Below are 19,557 nucleotides of genomic sequence, written 5' to 3'. Positions count from 1 at the left end.
CTACTTATTTTTCGTCATACCAAGAGTAGTGGAATGTTCCTTCTTTGTCTTTACGTTGGTAAGTGTGGGCACCAAAGTAGTCACGTTGCGCTTGGATCAAGTTAGCTGGAAGGTCAGCTGAACGGTAGCTATCAAAGTAAGTAATAGCTGCTGAGAAAGTTGGCACTGGCACACCAGCTTGAACAGCAAGAGCTACGATATCACGCACTGCTTGTTGGTACTTAGCAGTAACATCCAAGAAGTACTCATCCAAAAGAAGGTTAGCAAGATCTGCATCACGGTTGTAAGCATCTGTAATCTTTTGCAAGAAACGAGAACGGATGATACAGCCATCACGCCAGATAGATGCGATGTCTGCAAATGGCAAGTTCCAGTTATTTTCTTTAGAAGCTACACGCAATTGCGCAAAACCTTGTGCGTATGAAATGATTTTTGAGAAGTAAAGGGCTTGACGGATTTTTTCAATCAACTCAGCCTTGTCTCCTTCAAATTTGAAGTCAGCTGGTTTTGGAAGAACCTTGCTAGCATGCACACGTTCTTCTTTGTAAGTTGAAATATAACGTGCAAATACTGACTCAGTGATGAGTGACAATGGCACACCAAGGTCAAGTGATGATTGACTAGTCCATTTACCAGTTCCCTTGTTACCTGCGGCATCAAGGATGTAGTCTACGATTGGTCCATCTTGACCTTCATCGTCTTTACGGCTCAAGATATCAGCTGTGATTTCGATCAAGTAGCTGTCCAATTCACCCTTATTCCACTCAGTAAAGATTTCAGCCATATCTTCTGCAGAAAGGCCTAACAAGTGTTGCATCAAGTCATAGCTTTCTGCAATCAATTGCATATCACCATACTCGATACCGTTGTGAACCATTTTCACATAGTGACCAGCTCCATCAGGACCGATATAAGTCACACATGGTTTGCCATCTTCTGGTGCTTTAGCTGAGATTTCTTCAAGAACATCCGCAACCAATTCGTAGGCCTCTTTTTGTCCACCAGGCATGATAGACGGACCTTCAAGGGCACCTTTTTCACCACCAGAAACTCCAGTACCGATAAAGTTGATACCTGAGTTTGCCAATTCTTCATTACGACGGATGGTATCTTTGTAGAAAGTGTTTCCTCCGTCGATCAAGATATCACCCTTGTCAAGGTGTGGAAGAAGGGCTTGGATAGTAGCATCTGTACCAGGTCCAGCTTGAACCATCAGCATGATACGACGAGGTTTTTCGATTGAGTTCACAAAACTTTCCACGTCATAGCTTGGCACAAAGTTCTTTTCAGGATGGCAAGCAATTACATCTTCAGTTTTTTCTTTACTACGGTTGTAAATAGCAACTGTGTAACCACGAGATTCAATATTAAGGGCAAGGTTACGACCCATTACGGCCATACCTACGACACCAAAGTTAGCTTTTGTCATTTGACACTCCTCTTGTTTAATTTGTTTTATTTTATCATTTTTACTTTTGAAAAGAAAGAATTTTGTAACGACTGCTTAGTAGTCCAAAGCATCCGCATGTCCAGAACCATTTCCAACAAAGTATCCTGTCTTACAGTTAAGGGTAAAGAGATAGGTTCCATCTGGCTTGTAGAGGTTGTAATAACCATTGCCATTAACGATATTGACACGTTCAAGGATGTATTGGTTACCAGTGATATAACCACGTGAGCGTGAAGTCGCTAAAATTTGTTCCAAAACACCATCCGCGAAATCCCAGGCAGAGTTATTGCTATCATCAATAGCTGATTGGTTATAAGAAACACGACTCGCACTTCTTTGAACAGCAACTCCTGCACTTGATACACCCATATTGACTTCACTGCGGGTACTTCTAGTTTCAGTTGATGCCGTATTTGAACTACTTGGGCTTGTTTCACTAGCAGTATTTTCACTTGCTTGACGAGAACTTGAGCTGCTAGTTTCACTTGAACTTGAGCTTGAAGCACTTGTTTGCTGGCTCTTACCAAGACTGATAGCCTTATCTAGAACTTTATCAAGCTCCGTATTTCCAGTTTTAATATCTGTAAATTTAGCATCCGATTTGACTTTAGCATTGGTATCCAAGACACCATCCACAATAGCTGGTTTTTCAAATTGTGCATTGACATCTTGAATGGCCTTGATTTGCGTTGCTAGACTATCATACTTAGATTTGGCAAGGGTATGTTCACGACTACCTTCCAGCTTATCAAGCAAGGTCTTGAGTTGGCTCAACTTATCAAACTGGCTATTTTTCAAAGCTGTTTTATTGCTATCAGTGTAGAAGGCATCATAAAGTGTATTAAAATCATCCACATCTGATTGATTGGCTGTAGTTGATTGAGAAGTCTGAATTTCCTTGGTCGAACGGGTCACTTGACGATAAACATAATAAGCACTGACACAGATAATCACTGATACAAGTGCCAAAGCAGTCAAAACAAATCCTTTTTTACTTTTCTTTTCTGACTCCTCTTGATCCAGACGAGAAAAATTTTTCTCCTCTTCCACTTCCTCAGTCATTTCTGCTAAATTTTCATCCTCTAGCACTATAGGATCCCAGCCTTTATCCTCATCATCCAAAGGCAATGGGGGTAAGATAGCTTCAGAAGATGGAACTTCCTCTGAAGAGGCTTCCGACTCCTCTACAGCTTCACGCACTTCTTGGATTAAATCGTCCAGACTTTGAGTTTCGATTAACTCTTCTTTTTTGAACTGTCGTGTTTCAAACTTATCTGCCTCAATTTCATCTTTATGTTGCTTCACATACTTGTCCAAGATAGAGTCTCCAGGTAGTACTCCTGCTTCCACCTCTTCATTTTTACGCATGGCTTCTCCAACTGTTAGCTCTTTGGCATCATCAAAATCAAATTGCGCTTCTTGATGTTCTGCTTTATGACGATTCCGTCTTTTCTTACTCATGAGTTGTCCTTTCTACTTTACTTCCTGGCGTTTAACACGCTGACCAAAATATTGATACAAATCAACTTTTAAGGTTCCATTGTACAACTTACGTTTCTTGTCCGCCTGACTACCGTACTTGGTCTCAAAGGCTTCATCACTAGTTAGGATAAATTTGCTCCACGTTTTCAGCGGTGCAAATACTTGCCCCATCTCAGCATAGAGTTTGGTAACCCCTACATCATCTGACAAGCGTTCCCCATAAGGCGGGTTGGAGATAATCACTCCATTGATTTTATCGGAACGTAAATCCTGCACGCGCATCTGCTTAAAGGTAATATCACCTGCGACACCTGCGGCCTGAGCATTAGCCTTGGCAATTTCCACCATACGTGCATCAATGTCACAACCCATAATATCCAATTCCAGCTCACGATCTACTTTTTTAGCCGCTTCTGTACGCACTTCTTGGATCAAACGGTCACTAATCCAGTTCCATTCCTCAAATGCAAAGGAGCGACGAAGACCTGGAGCCATCTTTCGAGCAATCATGACAGCCTCGATACAGAAAGTCCCCGAACCACAAGTTGGGTCAATTAAGGGCTTGTCTGGATACCAGTTAGAAAGTTGCAAAATAGCTGCTGCCATATTTTCCTTGATAGGAGCCCCACCTTTTTCTGTACGATAGCCACGTTTAAAGAGACTGGATCCTGTCGTATCAATCATGACCGTTGCTATGTCTTTGAGAATAGAGACCTCAAGCTTGAACTCAGGACCATTCTCCATCAGAGGAACGCCTTCTGGACGGGCATAGTGTTTCTGCAATTTCTTAACAACAGCCTTTTTTGAAATTGCCTGTACACTGGGTTCATTGTGAAGCTTAGATTTAACACATTTGGCTTTTGAAATCGGGAATCGAGCTCCGAGTGGTAAATAATTTTCCCAATCTAGGGCGAAAACTCCCTGAAACAACTCCTCAAAAGTCTTAGCAGGAAAAGTTCCTACGATGATCTTGATACGGTCTGCCGCCCGAAGCCAGAGGTTGGTCTCGATAATAGCTCTCATGTCTCCTTGAAAACGAACACGACCATTTTCAACTTGACAATCGTAGCCCAACTCTCGCACTTCTCGTCCCACAACAGCTTCAAGACCTGCTGCCACAGTTGCAATTAAATTAAATTCTTTTTTCATGTTACAGTCTTGCAAGACCTTTCTATATGTCCACTTTAAAAAATGAGGTTGAGAAAATTTCTCAGCCCCAACCTATATGCAATTTTCTATAAGCCATGTTTTGTTCCAGAAGTGACTAGGACCACTTCCTTCGATAATCATCTGTCTACCACTAACAGCTCTAGCTGATAGCAGTCAGAATACTACGTTCGTTTCCGCGTACTCCATGCCCCGACCAAAATTTGGGTTGCTAGCTTGAGGGGTTTACCGCGTTCCACTCTCTCCGTTTCCAGAAAGACTCCGTCACTGTGGCACTTTCAAGCCTACTCTGGCCTATCCAAGGACTTAGCCATTTCAACTGCCGTAACGATTTCTCGTCCCTAGGCTTATGGTTTCGCCTAGCACAAACACTACAGGCATCACAGCCTGTGCTAGCATGGACTTTCCTCATGAGAAGAAATTCTCCTCACGCGATTATCCAAAAATTGCACATTTCAAACGAGCTCTTATAAATCAGAGTTATCCAAAATTTGTTTACCAAATACTTCTTTCTCAAGACGATTCAAGCGTTTCAAAATATCAAAATTCGTCATAGAGCTTGTAGTTGCCGCTTCAATAGGCTCTGCTTGAACTGGTGAAGGTTTCGGTTTACGAGCTAATTCTTCCTTCAACTCTGCAATTTCTTGACGGAGAGACTTGACTAAGGCAGCATAAGTTTCATAGTCCTTGATGACATCGTCCAAAAATTCATCAACTTCAACCTTACTATATCCACGGACTTCACGTCCAAACTCTTGCTCAAAAATATCTTTTGCTGAAAAAATAATACTTGCCATCTCTCTCTCCATTCTCGGTTTCTAATAGTATTATTATATAAAAAAAGGCAAACAAAAATCAAGGTCAAAGCCTTACTTTTCAGAAAAATTTTCTGCTAGCTCATTTAAGTCTTCAAACGTTAACCTTTTTATGCGATAACCTTCCTGATTTTTCATCAAATTGTCTATAAATTTTAATTTGGTCTCATTTTCTGGGTCATAGAAAAAATAAGCTAAGTCAGTATTTTCCAGCAAAAATCGTTGGTAGTCTCGTAGTTGCCCCATATGTTCATATTTAGGATAGGCATATTTGACAAAATCGACCTGCTTAAATTGGCTAAGTTTAAGCTGATTCGCTTCATTCCAATTTTCCCCATGTGTTTCAAAATCAAAAATGGTCGCTAGGTTGAAATCATATTCTTCTTTCATTTCATTTGCGACATCAAGCACCCAAGATTCAAATCCCAAGTTTCCTGTAAAGACCAGCCATTTAATCCCTTCTTCTGCTAAACTTTCTAAATCATGGCGAATGGCTTTCTTTATAATTCTTAACCTGATATCTTTTTCATTAAACAAACCCAAGTCAAAATTAGAATATCCCATAATTAAAGCTGTAGTCATTTTTACACCTTTCTTTCTATTTTTATGGTATAATAGAGTGATGTTATTGTACCAATAAGGAGAAATATGGTCAACTATCCTCATAAAATTTCATCAAAAAAAAGCCAAACATCCATTTCTCAATCAAAAAATTTCGCAAATCGAGGAATGACTTTTGAAAAGATGATCAACGCTACAAACGACTACTATCTGACGCATGGCATGGCAGTTGTCCATAAAAAGCCAACACCTGTTCAGATCGTTCGAGTAGACTATCCTCAACGTAGTCGAGCCAAAATTGTAGAAGCCTATTTTAGACAAGCTTCCACAACAGATTACTCTGGCGTGTATAGAGGACATTACATTGACTTTGAAGCCAAGGAAACACGACAAAAGAATGCTATTCCAATGAAGAACTTCCATCTTCACCAGATTCAACATATGGAACAAGTTCTAGAACAGCAGGGCATTTGCTTCGTACTACTTCATTTTTCTTCTCAACAAGAAACTTATTTGTTGCCGGCACCTGATTTGATTCGCTTTTATCATCAAGATAAGGGGCAAAAATCAATGCCACTTGGATATATTCAAGAATACGGATATTTAGTAAAGCAAGGAGCTTTCCCTCAAATTCCCTATCTCGATATTATCAAAGAACATTTACTAGGTGGTAAAACAAGATGAATAAACAAACTATTCTGCGATTCTTAAAGTATATTGGAATCACATTCCTTACCTTATTTATCGCATTATTTCTATTAGGTGGAGGTGTCTTCCTCTACTTTGTTAACAAGGCTCCAGCCTTATCTGAAAGTAAATTAGTTGCGACAACCTCTAGCAAGATTTATGACAACAAAAACGAACTGATTGCTGACCTTGGATCTGAACGTCGCGTAAATGCTCAAGCAAATGAAATTCCTACTGACTTAGTCAAGGCAATTGTGTCTATCGAAGACCACCGTTTCTTTGACCATAGAGGTGTTGATACTATTCGTATCATGGGGGCAGCATTGAGAAATCTACAAGGAGGAGGTCTACAAGGTGCCTCAACCTTGACACAACAATTAATTAAATTGACTTATTTTTCTACTTCAACTGCTGATCAAACCTTGTCACGTAAAGCTCAAGAAGCTTGGCTAGCCGTTCAACTAGAGCAAAAAGCAACCAAGCAAGAAATCCTGACCTATTACATCAATAAAGTCTACATGTCCAACGGTAACTATGGAATGCAAACCGCAGCCCAAAATTACTATGGAAAAGACTTGAAGGACTTAAGCTTGCCACAGTTAGCACTCTTGGCTGGAATGCCTCAAGCGCCAAACCAATATGATCCTTATTCCCATCCAGAAGCTGCTCTAGAGCGTCGTAACTTGGTACTTTCAGAAATGAAAGGGCAAAAATACATTAGTGCAGAAGATTATGAAAAAGCTATTAATACTCCCGTCACTGACGGTCTCCAAAGTTTGAAGTCAGCCAATAGTTATCCAGCTTATATGGACAACTACCTCAAAGAAGTAATCGACCAAGTTGAACAAGAAACTGGTTACAACCTTCTTACCACAGGTATGGAAGTCTATACTAATGTCGACAAAGATGTTCAGCAGCGACTTTGGGATGTTTATAACACAGATGAGTATGTCGCTTATCCAGATGATGAACTTCAAGTAGCTTCTACTATCGTTGATGTAACAAATGGTAAAGTCATTGCTCAGTTAGGTGCCCGTCACCAATCAAGTAATGTATCTTTCGGAATCAACCAAGCCGTTGAAACCAACCGTGACTGGGGTTCTACTATGAAACCAATCACTGACTATGCTCCCGCTTTAGAATATGGAGTCTATGACTCTACTGCAACTATAGTACATGATGTTCCTTATAACTATCCAGGTACTGATACTCCCGTCTACAACTGGGATAAAGGCTACTTTGGAAATATTACAATCCAGTATGCACTTCAACAGTCACGCAATGTCACAGCTGTTGAAACCCTAAATAAGGTTGGTTTAGATAGAGCGAAAACCTTCCTAAATGGCTTAGGTATCGATTATCCAAGCATCCACTATGCAAACGCCATTTCAAGTAATACAACAGAATCTAATAAACAATACGGAGCAAGTAGTGAAAAAATGGCTGCAGCCTATGCTGCTTTTGCAAACGGTGGTATTTACCACAAACCCATGTATATCAATAAGGTCGTCTTCAGTGACGGTAGTGAAAAAGAATTTTCAGATGCTGGTACACGAGCTATGAAAGAAACAACTGCTTACATGATGACCGAAATGATGAAAACTGTCTTGGCATACGGAACTGGTCGTGGAGCCTATCTCCCATGGTTAGCGCAAGCTGGTAAAACAGGTACTTCTAACTACACAGATGATGAAATTGAAAAACACATCAAGAACACTGGCTATGTAGCTCCAGATGAAATGTTTGTTGGTTATACTCGTAAGTATTCTATGGCTGTATGGACAGGTTATTCGAATCGTTTAACTCCTATCGTTGGAGATGGTTTCCTAGTTGCAGCTAAAGTTTATCGCTCAATGATAACGTATCTATCAGAAGATACTCATCCAGAAGACTGGACGATGCCAGACGGACTTTTCAGAAACGGGGAATTTGTATTCAAAAATGGAGCTCGCCCAATATGGACTGAACCCTCTACTCAACAATCCTCAACAGCTGAAAGTTCAACTACACAGGCAAGTACTACGGTAGGTCAACAACCCAATAATGCTCCAGCAACCGATCCTAATCAAGGACAAGCTGGTCAGACTGTTCAGCAAACACAACCAGTACAACCAACGCCACAAAATCCACCAGTTCAACAGCAACCACAACAGTAAGATAAAAGAAAATCCTGAGAATAAAGGCTCAGGATTTTTTCTTCAACAAAATAGGATCTGTCATATCTAAAAGCGGTGACCGGCACCAATTCATTTTCGATAAACCAAAAGAAGTTAGCGAACAACTAACTTCTTTTTATCTTATTTCACATGTTTTGCAAGTTCTTCTTGCGCTTTTTTATTGGATTCTGCTTTTTCTTTCATCCATTTATCTTGCGCTTTTTGATACTCATCAACTGTCACTGGTTTATCTTGTACATCAAGGTATTTATACAAGGTAGCTTCGGTCGTACCCTTGTTACCAGAGTATGCAAACGGAAGTGTAAATGGTACCATCTTAGACAACATTGGACGACCAGTTTTAGAAGTTGTTGGGATAATCAAAGCACTGTCGGTCAACCAAGCTTGGGCAGCAGCATATTTTTCATAACGTTTTGAAATGTCATTCACTTCTGCACCAGCTTCCACAACCATTTTTTCGTAGTCTTCCAAACCAACTTGCTTAGCCGCAGCGTTGTTTGTTCCAGAGTCAAATCCTAGGTAAGTCTTTGTACTTTCCCCTACAGATGGTTTGAGAATATCAAGGTAGGTAGATGGGTCAATGTAGTCTGGTCCCCATCCAACGTTATCTGAGACATCCCAATCTTGTCCAGCAGCCGTTTCAGCAAAGTAGGTAACATTGAGAACTTCATCTTTTTGAAGTTGTTGGATATCAATGACGACATTGTCAGTTCCTAATGTTTCTTCAAGTGATTGTTTAAAAGATTGGACACGTTGAACTTTTGTTGTATTGGTTTGGTCAACTGGCATATCCAAGTGGATTGGGAATTGAACGCCTTCTGCTTGGAGAGCTGTCTTAGCTTTAGCAAACTCTGCTTTCGCTTTTTCAGGATTGTAGAGTCCATCCTGAGCATCATCCAAGTTCACGTTGCTCCATTCGTCACCATAAGTCACCAATTTGTCTTTGACCATTTCGCCAAAGTTCTTTCCATCTGCCTGTACAAATGTAGGAGGAACAAACAAGTTACGAAGCAGTTTAGTTGCCCCATTCGCACCATTCACTTGAGAAGCATAGGCTTTTCTATCAAAACCAAAGGCAAGGGCTTGACGGAAATCTTTGTTTAGAAGAGCTTTCTTGGTTGAAGTCTTTTGTTCATCTGTAGTCTTAGAAGTGTACTTATAAGACTGGCGATCAATATTAGTACCTACTAAATAAGTAGTAGAATCTTGTGGTGTATAAACGATGTTGTCTTTAAACTCTTTTTCAAGTTCAGGATAACTTGCGCTTGTCGGGAAGAGACGAGCCATTGTAAAGCTTCCATCTTTGAAGTTTTCTGCAAGTTTTCCTGTATCTTGACCATCCCAGAATGACAATTTGACCTTATCAATGTGAACATTGTCCTTATCCCAGTAGTTTGGATTCTTTTCAAATTCTACTGAAGATTTAGCGACCAATGATTTCAACAAGAAAGGTCCGTTATAAAGGATACTGCTTGGATCTGTTGCTTTCCCAAAATCATCTCCTTTAGAGTTTAAAAACTCTTCATTAACTGGTGCTAAGACACCCATTGTTGTTTTAGAATTCCAAAAACTTTCAGGTTTGTTCAAAGTGTATTGAACTGTTTGATCGTCAATCGCTTTAATCCCAACTTGAGAGAAATCTTTAGTTTCCCCTTTAGCGTATGCATCCAAACCTTTAATTGAATCCTGTACCAAGTAAAGGGCTTCTGATTTCTTATCTGTCGCATACTTAAGTCCTGTTACAAAGTCTTGAGCTTTCACAGGCGCATACTCTTCTCCTTCAGATGTGTACCACTTGGCATCTTTACGGATTGTATAAGTGTAAGTCAAGCCGTCCTTAGATACAGACCAATCCTCAGCCATAGATGGCACAAAGTTACCATAGCGGTCATTTTCAAGCAATCCATCAATCACATTACTAGTAATGTCAGCAGTTGCTGCCTTACCAGTTGTCAAGTAGTTCAGGTTATCTGGATCTGTTTCGTAAACATAAGAAAAAGTTTTCTCACCTTTTGCACTAGACCCTGAGCCAGAGCAAGCAGCTAAAACACCTGTTGCTAATAAAGTTACTCCCGCAAGAGCCAATACTTTTCTTGTTTTCATAGTATTCTCCTTTGTTTTTCTATCCATTATAGACTATATTTAAAGTCCTGTCAATAGAATTTTCTGAATTTTAGAAAATTATTTTTTAAACAACAACTTTGCAATAATATGAATATTATCAAAAAAATCCCTCAACTACATTAGGTAGTCAAGGAATTATCGATCATATTTCTAAAAAGTAGCTGGTTAACAGTTCTAGGTGTTTAATCTAACTCATTTCTTACACACTGTAAAGCTGCTCCAATTACTTGGTGCATATCGTAATAACGATAATGTCCTAAACGACCACCAAAGATAACATTCCCTTGCTCATCAGCCAGTTTTTTATATGATTTATACAAATGATTATTACGATCATTATTTACTGGATAATAAGGCTCATCACCTTTTTCCCATGTTTTAGAATGTTCTTTAGTAATGATAGTCTTTTCTTGATTGCCAAACTCAAAATGTTTGTGTTCAATAATACGTGTATATGGAGTCTCTGCATCCGTATAGTTCACAACTGCATTTCCTTGGTAATTCTCCATATCCAAGGTCTCATTTTCAAAACGAAGACTACGATACTCTAGTTCACCCAACTTATAGTCAAAGAATTCATCAATCATACCCGTAAAGACAATCTTAGGAAACTCTTTTAGATATTGCTCTTTATTCGCAAAGAAATCAACATTTATTTCTACATCAATATTTTCATGATCCAACATTTTTTCAACTATTTGAGTGTAACCACCAATTGGAATCCCTTGATAGGTATCATTAAAATAGTTGTTATCGTAGGTCAGACGTACTGGCAAACGGCGAATGATAAAGGCTGGAAGTTCCGTAGTTGGCTTGCCCCACTGTTTTTCTGTATAATCTTTGATTAATTTTTCGTAGATGTCTGTACCTACAAGAGAAATAGCCTGTTCTTCCAAATTTTCAGGAGTTTTGCCATTTAAAACAGCACGTTGCTCATCAATCTTAGCCTGTGCTTCTGCTGGCGTTACAACTCCCCAAAGTTTATTGAAGGTATTCATATTAAAAGGAAGATTATAAATCTCTCCCTTATAATTTGCAACTGGAGAGTTTGTGTAACGGTTAAACTCTGCAAACTGATTTACATAATCCCAAATCTCCTTATCAGAAGTATGGAAAATATGAGCACCATACTGGTGAACTTGAATTCCTTCCTGTTCACGAGTATAGATATTACCCGCGATATGATTCCGTTTTTCAATGACTTTCACTTTTTTTCCTTTTAGGGCTGCTTCATGGGCAAATACTGCACCAAAAAGACCAGCACCAACGACAAGATAATCGTACATAACCCCCTCCTTTTATTTTTTAACAAACTGTTGTAGCAATTGTACAAGATGGATAACTTTAATCGATGTTACAATTGTATGTTTTACATCTCAAGTCCGTACTTCTTGTCCATAGGCTTCTGTCAAAAGAACCTTGCTTTCTTGCTTAGATTTTAAACCATCATCCACACCAAATACGATATGCGAATGAATATCAATCATTTTGTCTTATTTTCCTTCCATCACATCATTGATTGCAGCCTTGACTGACTCTAAACTGCTATCACTTATCTCCATCATGTAAAGGTTGCTATCAGGCATGGCATAGGATGGCAAATCCATACGCCCTGTTCCTTTAAGATCTTGCGAATTAATCTTATAAGTTCCACCACTCTCAAGTTGGGCATTGGCCATGTTCATCATGGTTTCAAGTGGCATATTGGTTTGTAAGGAATCTTGTAGTCCCTTTATAATACTGTCATAATTTTTCAAAGCTTCTGTCGAGGTTAGCTTTTGCAAAATAGCGACAATAACCTTTTGCTGATTGCGACCACGATCTCGGTCTCCATCTTCCAATGAATAACGCTCACGTACAAAGCTAAGAGCTTGCTCCGAGTCAAGATGAACATTTCCTACGGGATAGAACTTCCCATTTGTATGAGCTGTAAATTCTTGGTCATTATGAACATCAACTCCACCGAGAAGATCTATCAATTTCAAGAAAGAAGTGAAATTCAAACGAGCGTAATAGTTCAAGTCAATACCGTAGAGATTTTCCAGTGTATGAATTGAAGCATCTACTCCATAAATCCCTGCATGAGTCAACTTATCTTTTTGGTTGTTGCCACCATCTGCAATTGGAACATAGGAATCACGAGGTGTCGTTGTCAAGAGAATCTTTTTAGTTTCGCGATTCACTGTCATAATGATATTGACATCCGAACGAGAAACCGAACTGATTGGACCATAAGTATCAATTCCACTGATATAAACATTGAAACTGTCACCCTTGACATCTTTTGGAGTTTCAACCGTCTTGGTTAATTCTTTGGTATAGATTTTCTTAATTTTTGAAGCATAGTCAGGATATTCTGATTCGATAATGTTTTCAAAGACACTGTTTAGAATGATTGCCTTTGTATCGCCAGCTAACAAGCTCTTATAGGCCGCAAGATAGGATCTGCTTTCTTCGACTGTCAATTCCTTATTTTGACTAGCCTTAAGATCATTCATCAACTGTTGGATATTATCCTTATCCGTCCCAGTCGGCCCCGTTACACTGGTTACCTGACTGATATTATCAATTGAACTATCTGCTAATACCGCAATACTCATCGAATAATGTGAGTAGTTCGATGTCGCATTCAGGCGACTGGTAAATCCAATGAACTGCCCTACAGCAAAGAGAGAAGTTCCATTGATTAACACACCAAGCAGTAATAAAATCAGCGTTAGATTTTTAGCTTTCTTGGACCGAATTAAAAAGAAGCACAAGATGGCTAAGGCTACAATTAAGACAGCAACCACTATATTGAGATATCGGAAGGCTAGCATATTGTACTTGAAAATCAAAAACAATAAAAAGACTGCTAGTAATGCATAGATAGCTAGCAACCCCCAACTAATCAATATTTTTGTTTTACCCTTACGAGCTCGCTTCGAAGATCTACTCACGATATACCTCTATTATCAATTTTTATTTCATTTTATTATATCATAAAAAAATACACTTGCGGGGTAAATCCGCTTAGGTAAGGCATTTTCATCTTCTTTCCGAAACATTCTTTTTGACTTGCAACCAATTACATCAATAAATTTACTATATAAACATCAAAACAAGGTCCCTTACGGAACCTCGCTCATCTATTTGACATGATTTTCTGCTTCTTTTTGAGCTTTTTCGATTACTTTTTTGCTTTCTTGCTCCCATTTGGTCTTGGCTTCTTCATACTGTTTAGTTGTCACAGTATCTTTTTGCAGTTTCATATACTTGTAGTTATTGCCATCACCCTTGATACCGACCATTGAGTACCCTCTTGTAAATGGCGTTACTTTGGTTACAGATGCTGTTCCACCACTTGACATGGCTGACATAATCAGAGAATTGTCAATCATCCAAGCCTGTGCTTCAGCATATTTTTCATAGCGTTTTGCTACATCTTTATTTTCACTATCTGCATCTTTGAGCATCTTGGTGTAAGTATCAAGCCCCAAGCTAGCAATCTTAGCTTTATCTTCTTGAGCATCTAGACCAAAAATTTTGAGGTAGAACCCATCCTCTGCATTGAAAGGATTGAGATAAGTTGACGGATCTTGGTAGTCACCTACCCAACCATCAAAGTTCAAATCATAGTCACGATCAGCTGGTGTCGGTGCCAAGAAGGCTACGTTATTAAAATCATCTGTTGAAAGTTGCTGAACATCAATGACAATGTTATCAGCACCTAAAACTGACTCAAGGGTCTGCTTAACAGAGTTCATGCCTGTCACAGCATTTTTACTTGTCTGATCAACTGCAACATCCAAGTGAATTGGGAAAGTCACACCTTGACTTGCCAATTCTTTTTTAGCTTCTGCAAATTTTGCTTGGGCTTTTTCTTTGTTGAAATAGGCATCCTGAGCATCTGCCAAGTTAATACCTGACCATTCTGTGCCATAGTTGACCAATTTAGAAGCAACTACTTCTCCAAAAGTCTTGTTTCCAACTTGGACAAATGTAGGAGGCACTAGGGTATTACGAAGGGTCTTGCTAGCTGCTTCTTCCCCATTTGACTGAGCAGAATAGGCTGTGCGGTCCAAGGCAAAGTTCACCGCTTGGCGGAAGTTCTTGTTCAAGACAGCTGTCTCAGTTGACTTCTTCTGTTCATCTGTCGTTTTAGACGTATGGTTGTAAGCCTTACGGTTGACGTTGAAATTGAAATACCAAGAAGTCTTGTCCTGCAAGCTATAGACGATATTATCCTTATATTTCTCCTTGGTCTTAGCAAAGTTAGAACTATTTGGATAAACCCCAGCGATAGAATAAGCTCCACTTTCAAAGTTACGGATGGTCAATTCTTGGTCTGAACCATCAAAGTAAGCCAATTTCACGTGTTCAATTGATACTTTATCATGATCATAGTAATGCGGATTTTTCACATACTCGATCGATGATTTTGATGTGAAATCTTTTAACAAATAAGGTCCGCTGTAGAGAATACTATCTGGAGATAAGGTACCAAAATCTTTGCCTTTTGAATTTAAAAACTCTTCGTTTACTGGGAAAAGAATACTATTGGTTGTTTTTGAATTCCAGTAAGGTTCTGGGCGTGCCAAAGTATACTCAACAGTCTGGTCGTCGATCGCCTTCACCCCAACCTTAGAAAAGTCAGAATCCACTCCTGTAATATAATCATTCAAGCCTTTGATCGAGTTTTGAATCAAGTCAATGGCCTGTGATTTATTGTCCACTGCATACTTGATACCTGTCACAAAATCTTGTGCCTTGACTGGGGCGTACTCTTCACCGTCAGCCGTGAACCATTTGGCATCTTTTCTCAGTTTATAGGTATAAGTCAGACCGTCGCTTGAAACAGACCAGTCTTCTGCCAAAGATGGAACTAGGTTTCCGTGGTTGTCATTTTCAAGCAAACCATCAACTAGGTTGGTTATAATCGATGTATTATCAGCGTAGTAGTCTAATAGATAGTTAAATGTAGTTGGGTTTCCACTAAAGGTTGATGAGTAAGTTTTTGTATCTGAACCTGATTGTCCGCAAGCAGCTAAAAGCAAGGCAGCCGCAACAGTCAGGCCTGCACTAAGGACACGCTTTTTTGTATTCATCTTCTTTCTCCTTTATGTTAGTTTTTATAACATATATTTATTTTACCAAAATAGTGGGAATTTGTAAAGTTAATTGAATTTCTAGAATGAAAGTTTATAAACTTTAGGAATAAAAAAACAAAGGATTTCTGCCTTTCATACAGTCCTCCCTTGTTTTTATACGATTTATTGATTAAAAAGCCATTTGTAGAAATGAGCCTAGACTCATTTTACGTGTTTTTCTAAATCCTTTTGATACTGAGCATTAGATTCGAGTTTTTCCTTTTGCCACTTTTTAAGAGCTGCCTCATACTCGTTAGTTGTTACGATATCATTTTGAAGTTGCATACCTTTGAAAATAAATGGATCCCCCTTAATTCCGACCTGTGAATAAGCTTTGGTGAATGGCACAGTACGACTAACCATAGGAGAGCCACCTGAAGAAGCAACTGGAATAAGAAGTGAACTATCAGTAACCCAAGCCTGTGATTTAGCATACTTTTCGTATCGTTTATCAAGATTACTTGTCTCAGATGCAGCATCGTCCAAAAGCTTCTTGTATTCATCCAAGCCAACTTTCGCCATGACTTCAGGATCCTTGCCCTTTGTTATACCTAGATGTTTCAAGGCAGAACCCTTCTTAGCATCTAAAATATTGAGATAGGTTGCTGGATCTTGATAATCTGGTCCCCAACCAGTTCCGTTCAAATCATAATCTTTTTGGGTTGGAACTTTAGCTTGAGAAGTAATACTTTCCTTCTCATTATCCGTCATTTGAAGAACATCTATAATTACATTCTCAGTTCCCAATGTTTCTTCAATCGATTGTTTTAATGAATTTGTCTGTTGAACTGCAACTACATCTGTCTGTTCTACTGGTACATCCAAATGAATCGGGAAACTTACTCCCTTAGATTGCAATTCTGTTTTCGCTTTTTCAAATGTAGACTTGGCCTTTGTTGGATTGTAAATTGTATCTTTGCCATCTGTGAGAGTCACATCTTTCCATTGCTCTCCATATTTCAGCAGTTCATCCTGAGCCAGCTGTCCGAAGGTCTTCCCAGCTACTTGAACATAGTTATCTGGCACTAGACTATTACGAATAATCTTATCCGCACCTTCTTCACCATTTAATTGAGCTGTATAGGCGTGGCGATTAAATGCAAAATTAAGAGCCTGACGGAAGTTCTTATTGAGAAGAGCTTCTTTTGTTGATGTTTTTTGTGACTCATCTGTTTTAGCTGTTTTATTATAGGATTGACGATTTACGTTAACGGTAAGATAATAACTTGTTGCCTCTTGTGGACTATAGACAATCTTATCACCGTATTCCTTTTTAGTTGATTCAAAGTTTGAGCTTGCTGGAAAGAGACGAGCAGTTGTATAGGCACCTTGTGTAAAGCTACGAATTAAGGATTCTTGGTCTGATCCATCATAGAATGTTAATTTTACATTATCAATTTTGACATTTTCCTTATCCCAATAGTTAGGATTTTTTTCATATTCAATCACAGATTTAGAAATCAAGGACTTCAAAAAATATGGACCATTGTAAAGAATACTTGATGGAGTTGGCGCTCCGTAATCCTTACCTGTTGCATTCAAAAATTCTTCATTAACTGGAAGCATCGTTGCAGTGGTTATTTTTGAATTCCAAAAACTTTCCGGTTTATTAAGCGTATATTCTACTGTATAATCATCAATAGCTTTCACACCTACAGTTGAGAAATCGTTTGTCTCACCACTAACATAAGCCTCCAATCCTTTGATAGATTTCTCAACCAAAGAAAGACCATCGGACTTTCCGTCTGCTGCATGCTTTAATCCAGTGACAAAATCCTGAGCCTTAACTTCTGCATACTCTTCTCCTTCTGAAGTGTACCACTTCACACCTTTACGTAGTTTGTAAGTATAAGTCAAGCCATCTTTAGAAACTGACCAATCCTCTGCTAGAGAAGGAATGAGATTCCCATATTTATCATTTTCTAAAAGACCGTCGACGACATTACCTATTACGTCAGAAGTTGAACTTTTACTTGTAACGCTATAATCCAAGGATGATGGATCAACAGCATAAACATAAGAGAATGTTTTGGGAGCATCTGCATTCTTTTCACTTTTCCCACAAGCTGTTAAAAGAATGGCTGTACTCAAGGTCACTCCTGCTCCTAAGAGCCACTTTTTCGATTTCATAGGTAATCTCCTTTAAGAAAGTATTTTCACTATTATACCTTATTTTTTTATAAATACAAGAATTTTAGTGCGATTTGTTAGAAAATTCTAACAAATATTTTTAAAAGAGTTTTTTACACAACTTTTAGCAAAAAACCTCAAGCTCTAAGGCTCAAGGTTCTAACTTTTTAGTCAGTCATTTCCACACAGAAAGCATCCCATGGAGCTAAGATTTGTTTTTCAACTGCTTCTTGAGCCGCAGTGTTTTCAATCAAGACTGATTTAACATTTCCTTCTACTGCCAAGTCTTGCTCTTCATTGGACAAGTTAGCCACAATTAGGAAGCGTTGGTCCCCATCTTTACGGATATAGGCAAAGACCTTGTCGGCCGTCTCCAGTAATTCAAAATCAGCTCGAATCAGCCAGCTGTTCTCCTTGCGGATTTGAACGAGTTTTTGATAAGTATAGAAAATAGAATCTGGATTTGCCAGCGCTTCTTGAACATTAATTGCTTGATAGTTTGGATTCACCTCCAACCAAGGTTGACCTGTTGAGAAACCAGCGTTTTTGCTCTCATCCCATTGCATCGGAGTACGGGCATTGTCGCGACCAATGACACGGATACTATCCATGATTTCTTCCATCGGAACGCCTTTTTCAAGAGCTTCACGCGCATAGTTGAGGGATTCAATATCTTCTACTTGGTCCAGTGTTTCAAACGGATAGTTGGTCATCCCAATCTCCTCACCTTGGTAGATATAAGGTGTTCCTCTCATGAGATGAAGCAAAATTGCGAAGGCTTTGGCAGATTTTTCGCGGTATTCCTGGTCATTTCCCCATATTGAGACGATACGAGGAAGGTCATGATTGTTCCAGAAGAGCGAATTCCAGCCGTCCTCAACTCCTAATTCTGTCTGCCATTTGTTGAAAATCTCTTTTAACTTAGCAATATTCAGTTCTTTTTGATAGTGCCATTTAGGCTGACCTTCCTGATACTGAAGACCGATATGTTCAAACTGGAAGACCATAGACAACTCTTGCCCTTTTGGATCCGAGTAGAGCTTAGCAATTTCTGGCGTTGCTCCCCATGTTTCCCCTACTGTTAAGAGATTCTTATCTCCAAAGGTCGCCTGATTCATCTCCTTGAGATAAGGGTGGAGCATAGGACCATTATTGACTACCTTCTCGTCAGGAATTTTCCCAATCATGTCAATGACATCCATGCGGAAACCACCAATACCTTTATCAATCCAAAAGTTCATCATCTCATAGATTTTCTGGCGAAGTTTTTCATTTTCCCAGTTGAGATCAGGCTGTTTCTTGCTGAAAAAGTGGAGATAGTATTGACCTGACTTTTCATCGTATTCCCAAGCAGATCCGCTAAAGATAGACTCCAAATCATTGGGCTCATCTCGCCAGATATAGTAGTCATGTTCAGGACTGTCAGGATTTTCACAGGCCTCGACAAACCAAGCATGCTCATCCGAGGTATGATTGACCACCAAGTCCATGATGATGCGAATATCACGCTTCTTGGCTTCCGCAATCAGTTGGTCCATGTCCTCCATAGTTCCGAAAATAGCTGCAATCGCTTGATAATCAGCAATATCGTAGCCATTATCGTCCATAGGGCTGTCATAAACCGGAGAAAGCCAAATCGCTGTGATTCCTAACTTGGCTAGATAGTCCAACTTACTAGTAATACCTGGCAAATCACCAATTCCATCTCCGTTGCTATCCATAAAACTCTTAGGATAAACTTGATAGACTACGGCATTGTGCCACCATTTTTCTTGCATCTTCTTACCTCATTATTTTAATAATCTATAGTCTATGATAGCGCTTTTCTAATTTTT

Annotated in this window: 13 protein-coding genes, 1 other RNA gene and 1 pseudogene; 2 read left to right on the top strand and 13 right to left on the bottom strand. The window is 39.2% G+C overall.

The window, feature by feature from the left end; genetic code table 11:
• Positions 1-4 precede the first annotated feature (4 nt).
• The 6 genes from gndA to F9B91_RS06765 form a co-directional block, all read right to left on the bottom strand.
• Positions 5-1,429 carry an NADP-dependent phosphogluconate dehydrogenase gene (gndA, locus tag F9B91_RS06790; RefSeq protein ID WP_000158785.1) on the bottom strand — a complete coding sequence of 475 codons (1,425 nt, stop codon included), beginning with the start codon at positions 1,427-1,429 and terminating at the stop codon, positions 5-7.
• A gap of 75 nt (positions 1,430-1,504) precedes the next feature.
• Positions 1,505-2,911 carry a cell division site-positioning protein MapZ gene (mapZ, locus tag F9B91_RS06785; protein ID WP_150922796.1) on the bottom strand — a complete coding sequence of 469 codons (1,407 nt, stop codon included), beginning with the start codon at positions 2,909-2,911 and terminating at the stop codon, positions 1,505-1,507.
• Positions 2,912-2,923: 12 nt separating this feature from the next.
• Positions 2,924-4,081: a THUMP domain-containing class I SAM-dependent RNA methyltransferase gene (locus F9B91_RS06780; RefSeq protein ID WP_084929904.1), complete on the bottom strand. Its 1,158-nt coding sequence runs from the start codon at positions 4,079-4,081 to the stop codon at positions 2,924-2,926.
• Positions 4,082-4,165: 84 nt separating this feature from the next.
• Positions 4,166-4,546: RNase P RNA component class B (gene rnpB, locus F9B91_RS06775), an RNA gene on the bottom strand.
• Between the two features lie 20 nt (positions 4,547-4,566).
• On the bottom strand, positions 4,567-4,896 hold the full coding sequence (gene gpsB / locus F9B91_RS06770; RefSeq protein ID WP_191962423.1) for a cell division regulator GpsB: 330 nt from the start codon (positions 4,894-4,896) through the stop codon (positions 4,567-4,569).
• Positions 4,897-4,968: 72 nt separating this feature from the next.
• Positions 4,969-5,496: a DUF1273 domain-containing protein gene (locus F9B91_RS06765; RefSeq protein ID WP_150922795.1), complete on the bottom strand. Its 528-nt coding sequence runs from the start codon at positions 5,494-5,496 to the stop codon at positions 4,969-4,971.
• Positions 5,497-5,562: 66 nt separating this feature from the next.
• Between F9B91_RS06765 and recU the strand changes: the two genes are divergently transcribed.
• Together recU and pbp1a are read left to right on the top strand one after the other, a co-directional pair.
• Positions 5,563-6,159: a Holliday junction resolvase RecU gene (gene recU, locus F9B91_RS06760; RefSeq protein WP_150922794.1), complete on the top strand. Its 597-nt coding sequence runs from the start codon at positions 5,563-5,565 to the stop codon at positions 6,157-6,159.
• Positions 6,156-8,318 (top strand): penicillin-binding protein PBP1A, encoded by a 2,163-nt coding sequence (pbp1a, locus tag F9B91_RS06755; protein ID WP_150922793.1) that lies wholly within the window; start codon positions 6,156-6,158, stop codon positions 8,316-8,318. Before recU ends, pbp1a begins: the two co-directional genes overlap by 4 nt.
• Positions 8,319-8,459: 141 nt before the next feature.
• On the opposite strand, the gene F9B91_RS06750 is transcribed toward pbp1a, so the two are convergent.
• The 7 genes and pseudogenes from F9B91_RS06750 to F9B91_RS06720 all read right to left on the bottom strand — a co-directional run bounded on the left by F9B91_RS06750 (position 8,460) and on the right by F9B91_RS06720 (position 19,500).
• Entirely contained in the window at positions 8,460-10,442 is a 1,983-nt protein-coding gene (locus F9B91_RS06750; RefSeq protein ID WP_060627565.1) for a peptide ABC transporter substrate-binding protein, read from the bottom strand.
• Between the two features lie 203 nt (positions 10,443-10,645).
• A complete protein-coding gene (gene glf, locus F9B91_RS06745; protein ID WP_060627563.1) occupies positions 10,646-11,749 on the bottom strand; it encodes a UDP-galactopyranose mutase in 1,104 nt (367 codons plus the stop codon).
• 93 nt (positions 11,750-11,842) lie between these two features.
• Positions 11,843-11,950 (bottom strand): annotated as a pseudogene (locus tag F9B91_RS06740) (CpsB/CapC family capsule biosynthesis tyrosine phosphatase); the annotation flags it as partial.
• A gap of 6 nt (positions 11,951-11,956) precedes the next feature.
• The gene (locus F9B91_RS06735; protein WP_150922792.1) at positions 11,957-13,402 is read right to left on the bottom strand and encodes an LCP family protein; all 1,446 of its coding nucleotides are present in this window, start codon (positions 13,400-13,402) and stop codon (positions 11,957-11,959) included.
• A gap of 189 nt (positions 13,403-13,591) precedes the next feature.
• Positions 13,592-15,550 carry a peptide ABC transporter substrate-binding protein gene (locus F9B91_RS06730; RefSeq protein WP_150922791.1) on the bottom strand — a complete coding sequence of 653 codons (1,959 nt, stop codon included), beginning with the start codon at positions 15,548-15,550 and terminating at the stop codon, positions 13,592-13,594.
• 204 nt (positions 15,551-15,754) lie between these two features.
• Positions 15,755-17,722, bottom strand: a complete 1,968-nt coding sequence (locus F9B91_RS06725; protein WP_150922790.1) for a peptide ABC transporter substrate-binding protein — start codon at positions 17,720-17,722, stop codon at positions 15,755-15,757.
• Between the two features lie 167 nt (positions 17,723-17,889).
• Entirely contained in the window at positions 17,890-19,500 is a 1,611-nt protein-coding gene (locus F9B91_RS06720) for a glycoside hydrolase family 13 protein (RefSeq protein ID WP_150922789.1), read from the bottom strand.
• Positions 19,501-19,557: the final 57 nt, after the last annotated feature.

The organism is Streptococcus mitis, assembly GCF_008763935.1.
Lineage (GTDB): Bacteria > Bacillota > Bacilli > Lactobacillales > Streptococcaceae > Streptococcus > Streptococcus mitis_DB.
Note: the sequence above shows the minus strand (reverse complement) of the source record. Positions and strands in the feature narration are given on the sequence as shown.

Bases quoted from the DNA above. Each gene is read 5' to 3' on its own strand.
- F9B91_RS06765 (WP_150922795.1), bottom strand. From the start codon at position 5,496: ATGACTACAGCTTTAATTATGGGATATTCTAATTTTGACTTGGGTTTG.
- F9B91_RS06720 (WP_150922789.1), bottom strand. From the start codon at position 19,500: ATGCAAGAAAAATGGTGGCACAATGCCGTAGTCTATCAAGTTTATCCT.
- gpsB (WP_191962423.1), bottom strand. From the start codon at position 4,896: ATGGCAAGTATTATTTTTTCAGCAAAAGATATTTTTGAGCAAGAGTTT.
- F9B91_RS06725 (WP_150922790.1), bottom strand. From the start codon at position 17,722: ATGAAATCGAAAAAGTGGCTCTTAGGAGCAGGAGTGACCTTGAGTACA.
- recU (WP_150922794.1), top strand. From the start codon at position 5,563: ATGGTCAACTATCCTCATAAAATTTCATCAAAAAAAAGCCAAACATCC.
- F9B91_RS06750 (WP_060627565.1), bottom strand. From the start codon at position 10,442: ATGAAAACAAGAAAAGTATTGGCTCTTGCGGGAGTAACTTTATTAGCA.
- pbp1a (WP_150922793.1), top strand. From the start codon at position 6,156: ATGAATAAACAAACTATTCTGCGATTCTTAAAGTATATTGGAATCACA.
- F9B91_RS06780 (WP_084929904.1), bottom strand. From the start codon at position 4,081: ATGAAAAAAGAATTTAATTTAATTGCAACTGTGGCAGCAGGTCTTGAA.
- gndA (WP_000158785.1), bottom strand. From the start codon at position 1,429: ATGACAAAAGCTAACTTTGGTGTCGTAGGTATGGCCGTAATGGGTCGT.
- mapZ (WP_150922796.1), bottom strand. From the start codon at position 2,911: ATGAGTAAGAAAAGACGGAATCGTCATAAAGCAGAACATCAAGAAGCG.
- glf (WP_060627563.1), bottom strand. From the start codon at position 11,749: ATGTACGATTATCTTGTCGTTGGTGCTGGTCTTTTTGGTGCAGTATTT.
- F9B91_RS06730 (WP_150922791.1), bottom strand. From the start codon at position 15,550: ATGAATACAAAAAAGCGTGTCCTTAGTGCAGGCCTGACTGTTGCGGCT.